Raw genomic sequence first — 5,010 nt, forward strand, 5'->3', positions numbered from 1 at the left:
GCACCCTGTTCAGATATCCATAGACGTAGATCTTGAGCATCACGCCCGGATGGTAGGACGGACGACCCGTGGCTGCTGGCGTGGTACCGTTGAAACCAAGTTCCGCAAGATCTAATTCATCGACGAAGGCATCGATGACCCGGACCGGATTGTCCTGCCCGATGTAGTCATCGACGCATTCGGGAAGTAATGCGACCTGCTTGCGGTCATCGCCTTCAACGAATCGCTTCATGAATCACCCGGTAACCATGCGTTGATTCAGTTTAGGCGATCCATGCGTTTTCACACGGCCTCGGCCAGCAAGCGACGTCCGAGGAAGTAATCCATTTCGTGGGCAATCCAAGAAAATTCTGAGTTCATCGGAGACTTTGCTGTGCGCATGTACCTTTCGTCCTTCGATGTAGGCACCAGACCAGAACAACTCGTCGGCTTGGTCGGCGGTCAATTGCGAGCGGCAATCGTCGTCAACGCACTTGACCATCGCGAAGTGGCGCGCGCGCAATGGCTGGAGAGTCAGACAATCAAACTTCGAGCACTTGGGTTCGCGGTGCAGGAACTCGATCTTCGGCAATTCTTCGGAAAACCTGATCGCATAGGCGACACACTCAAGCAGCTCGACGTGGTGTGGGTCAACGGTGGGAACGCATTCATACTTCGCAGGGCGATGAAGCAGAGCGGGTTCGATGTCGCGATAGCGGATCTGCTGGAACGTGACAGGATCGTCTACTCGGGGTTCAGTGCAGCAGCAGTCATCGCGTCAAGCACGCTGCGCGCGCTCGGTTACGTCAGCGACCCCACCGAAGTTCCTTAGGGATACGATCCGGCAGTGGTCTGGGACGGACTTGGAATTTTGCCGTTTTCCCTCGTCGTGCACTTTCAGTCCGATCATCCCGAGTCGCGCGCGGTCGGTGAGGAGGTCGCATTCTATGAACGCCACCAAACGCCATATAAAACCTTGAAAGACGGCGAGGCTTTGGTAATAGACGGCTTGCGGAGCGAGATCGTTGGCCTGTAGCGCGCCGTTGCGAATGACCGGTATCGGGAACGGCAAATGTCCCTTGCGGGTCGCCTGCCGGCGTACGCATCGGGCAGTAGGCGGCCAGTTGCGGTCACTGGACGTTGACGTGAAGATCGTTGACGATCCGCAGAGTTGGTCTCTCCACGGGTCAATCGCCCTGTTCGCCGTTGATCGATATTTCCCACCCTTCCTCGTCGATGCGGCGGAAGTTAAGCTTCTTGCCGCTGAATGATAAGACATATTTAATCTGTGTCCCGTATCCGATATCTTGCGTGTCGATCACAAAGGTCGACCCGTTCGACCAAGACCCTTTCGCGGCCGGGACGTGGCCCGGGTAGGAGCCAAAAAGCGCGGGTGAGCCTTTGCGATAAAACCCGTCGAGCCCAATTGGTATGTCGTATTCGACTGAAGCGCCGACGGGATAACTCAAATACCGCTCGTACTTGAAATGTGGGCGAGGGCCGGTTAGGAATAGCGTAATTGACCGCAACTCAAGGCTGTTGTCCGGAAAGCTGTAGCGCTTCCCCGAGATGGCGGAGGCAATCTCGGGTGTGACGCTGACGGATGTAGGTTTTTCGACTGCTGCGTTTTTGATCGCATTGGAGAGTTGTTCGGCAGCATCGGCGTTCGGCGGCAACGCCGATTCGGACTTCACCGCACCGGAAACAGCGTCGATCAGCGCGTTATACCGGACCTGCTTTCTGGCGGTAGTCACTACAACAATATCCAGATCGGGAAACACCACGATTAACTGGCCGTCCTTGCCATTTGCCATGTACACACGTTTGTCGGGAAATACCCAGATAAAATTCGAGTAGCTCTGGGTGGGATCGTACGGTGCGTGCATGTTCACTAGCGAGTGGCTCAAAACGTCCGCCCAGCCGAGTGGAAGCAGTTGTTTTCCCTCCCATTGTCCATGGTGCAAATACAAATAGCCGATCTTCGCCATGTCGCGCGGCAGTAAGAACAGCATGCCGTTCCCGATTGTGAGCTCTTGGGGATCGCGGTCCCAGTGCCAATCAACGATACCTAACGGAGTAAAAAGCTTTTCTCGTGCGTAATCCTCAGCAGGCTTGCCCGTAAGCGTGGTGATGATCGCGGAGATCAGATTCGCGTTGCCGTCGCTATAGTTGAAAACCTCTCCCGGTGGATGCGCCATGGGACGATCCAGAATGAACTGAATCATATTGGAGGCTCGGTTCATATCCTGCTGTGATTGCTGCTTGCCGCCCATGAACCCCTGATCCCAATCCAGTCCAGAAGTCATGTCCAGAAGGTTTTGAACCGTGATCTCTTTCTTTCTATCATCAACATTGGCGATGCGGCGATCGGGGAAAAAATCCAGCATGGGGTGATCGAGACGGTCGAGTAGGCCGTCCTTGTAGACCATCCCGAGAAGACTGCCGGTAATCGCTTTTGTCGAAGAGAATATCTCATGCGGAACATTCCCAGTGTAGGGAGCGTAGTAGGCCTCGGTAACAATTCGCCCGTGACGGACCACGAGGAGACTGTCAAAACTGTGGCTTTCTCCATAGGCGACAAGCTTCGCGAGCGCCGCCGAATCCATGCCTTGCTCCTCCGCCGTGGAACTAAGCCACGCTTGAGTCGGCCAGACCGGTTTAACCGTGTCTCGCGCATGAATCGCGTCGCCGTGAGCCAAGATCAACAGAATCGATAGCTTCAGCATCGCACTCAGATGGATAAGTCGTTTGACCTGCATGAGCATCGACTCCAGCAAAGAGTGACGGGCCCCTATCGTAACAAGGTCTCGAGGCCTAGGCGACTGACCGGAATGTCCGCTCGCGGGAATATCGATGGACCGTTGTGGGTCGTCTACTGCCTTTTGCCGCCGGCAACGCATCGCATGTCTTCCCCGGCCGACTGCAAAAGAATCATCCTGCCGTCCGGGCGAAGTCGCATGGCACGCAGATACGCACTACACTGAACCACCCGCTTTTCATGCCCGCACCGAAGACGCCCGAGGGAGATCGTCATGCAGACGCGCTCGCCCAATATCTCACTCACCCGCTTCCCCAGCGATGCCGAGCTTGCGGCTTTGCGAAGACGGTATGAAGGCGTCGGTGCGCGTGAGGCGGTTTCCCGCTATCTCGACCACCAACGCGTAACGGACGCTTCCGCTCGCAGTGCGCTGGGTCGCGTCCGCCGACGTCTGGCCGCCTATGCTCGGGAGCGCAATCGTCCCGACCTCGCCGCGGCCTTCCTCGAACAACCCGCGCAAGGCGGCTGCCCATCCATCTCGCGCGCCATCGAAACGCTGCGCAGGCTGCCGCTACCCCTGCCAGCACTCGCCGATCCTGTGAGCATGTGGCTGCCGCCGCGCATTGTTGCAGCGCTGATGGCCCATGGACTGCACACGATCGCGGATCTTGTCGTACGCATACGATTCCGCCGCCGCTGGTGGGAACCCGTTCGGGGGCTCGGCGCGGCTGGGGCGGGCCACATCGAGGCCTTCCTCGCCGCGCACTCCGATCTTGGCGAGCGCGCCTACGCAGCACTTGCCGCGTCGCCGTTGGCACCATGGGAAACGCTGCGTGTACCGGAGAAGCTGAACGGTACCCGCGGACAATTCCGTGCACCCCAGACAGCCTGCCTGCTAAATGCGACCAATGACTATGAGGCGGTGCAGTCGTGGCTTTCGCTGCGTGACACGCCCGGGACTCATCGTGCCTACCGCAAGGAAGCGGAACGACTGATGCTCTGGGCGATCGTCGAACGCGGCCGCGCCCTATCATCCCTGACAACAGACGACGCCATCGCGTACCGCAGCTTCCTGCGGCGACCAGTTCCACACGCCCGCTGGACTGGTCCGGCACGACCGCGTCACAGCGCCGAGTGGCGCCCCTTCGTCTCCGCCCTGTCGCCGCGCTCCACCGCGTACGCGCTGACCGTGTTGTCTGCGATGTATCGCTGGCTTGTCGAACAGCGCTACGTGTTTGCCAACCCGTTCGCGGGTGTCAGGGTGCGCCGCCGCGCGCGGGCCGCCGACCTCGACGCGTCCCACAGCTTTTCCGCAAGCGAATGGCAGACGGTCCGCATGATCGCTGACGCATTGGAATGGTCATACGGCTGGAGCCTGCCCGCCGCCCAGCGTTTGCACTTTCTGCTCGACTTCGGCTACGCCACGGGTCTGAGAGCTGGTGAACTCGTAGATGCCCGACTGAACGACATCAGAACGGATGAGCGCGGAGACCACTGGCTCCATGTGAATGGCAAGGGGGAGAAGGCCGCCAAGGTGGGGCTGCCTCCTCTTGCGCGTCGTGCGCTGACCCACTACTTGCTTCAGCGCGATCTTCCTGTCACGCCCGAGCGATGGACGCCCGGCACGCCCATCGTCGCGGGTCTGGACAACAAAGGGGCACCGATCACGAGCCTGCGGCTCTGGCGCATCCTGCGCCGCTTCTTCCTGCTGGCCGCGCATGTGGTCGAAGCGGACCGGCCGGCGCTCGCCGGGAAGTTGCGGCGGGCAAGCCCGCACTGGCTGCGGCACACGCACGCCTCGCATGCGCTTGCGCACGGCGCCGAACTGGTGACGGTGCGGGACAACCTGCGCCACGCGTCGATCGCCACCACGTCCATTTACCTGCATGGAGACGAGGTCCGGCGCGCACGGCAACTGGACGAAGCTTTCGGGACGCCCTGAGCCGATAGACACAACTATGCTTGCAATTTAGACACAACTAATGACATGGTCCGCCCCACCTTACCGAATAAGTTACGCTGACAGAGCTCACTCGGAACCGGAGACCATAATGGACCACGCGATGCTCGTTGGAATCGATCTTGGCAAGCATTCCTTTCACCTTCACGGTCAGGACCGGAACGGCAAGGCCGTGTTTCGCAAGAAGCTGGGGCGTAAGCAACTGTTTGAATTCTTCGCGACGTACGAGGTCTGCATCATCGTCATGGAAGCGTGCGCCGGCTCTCATCACATGGCGCGCAAGCTGTCCACATTCGGCCACCAGGTCAAACTT

The 5,010-nt window shown here is 59.1% G+C and carries 4 protein-coding genes and 1 pseudogene; 3 read left to right on the forward strand and 2 right to left on the reverse strand.

The window, feature by feature from the left end; translation table 11 throughout:
- On the reverse strand, positions 1-232 hold a 232-nt coding region (locus E1N52_RS42875), incomplete at its 3' end, for a transposase (RefSeq protein ID WP_133191111.1).
- A gap of 147 nt (positions 233-379) precedes the next feature.
- On the opposite strand from E1N52_RS42875, the gene E1N52_RS42880 reads away from it, so the two are divergent.
- Positions 380-811, forward strand: a complete 432-nt coding sequence (locus E1N52_RS42880; RefSeq protein WP_246089468.1) for a Type 1 glutamine amidotransferase-like domain-containing protein — start codon at positions 380-382, stop codon at positions 809-811.
- Between the two features lie 355 nt (positions 812-1,166).
- Here E1N52_RS42880 and E1N52_RS42885 read toward each other — a convergent pair whose 3' ends face one another.
- A complete protein-coding gene (locus E1N52_RS42885; RefSeq protein WP_205965774.1) occupies positions 1,167-2,738 on the reverse strand; it encodes a serine hydrolase domain-containing protein in 1,572 nt (523 codons plus the stop codon).
- Between the two features lie 273 nt (positions 2,739-3,011).
- Between E1N52_RS42885 and E1N52_RS42890 the strand changes: the two genes are divergently transcribed.
- Both E1N52_RS42890 and E1N52_RS42895 read left to right on the forward strand, forming a co-directional pair.
- Positions 3,012-4,679, forward strand: coding sequence for a phage integrase family protein (locus tag E1N52_RS42890; RefSeq protein WP_133191113.1), 1,668 nt, complete (start codon positions 3,012-3,014; stop codon positions 4,677-4,679).
- 109 nt (positions 4,680-4,788) lie between these two features.
- Positions 4,789-5,010: pseudogene (locus E1N52_RS42895) on the forward strand (IS110 family transposase); the annotation flags it as partial.

The sequence above is a fragment of the Paraburkholderia guartelaensis genome, assembly GCF_004353905.1.
GTDB classification, from domain to species: domain Bacteria; phylum Pseudomonadota; class Gammaproteobacteria; order Burkholderiales; family Burkholderiaceae; genus Paraburkholderia; species Paraburkholderia guartelaensis.

Coding starts and splice junctions, on each gene's coding strand:
- E1N52_RS42890 (WP_133191113.1), top strand. CDS start 3,012: ATGCAGACGCGCTCGCCCAATATCTCACTCACCCGCTTCCCCAGCGAT.
- E1N52_RS42880 (WP_246089468.1), top strand. CDS start 380: ATGTACCTTTCGTCCTTCGATGTAGGCACCAGACCAGAACAACTCGTC.
- E1N52_RS42885 (WP_205965774.1), bottom strand. CDS start 2,738: ATGCAGGTCAAACGACTTATCCATCTGAGTGCGATGCTGAAGCTATCG.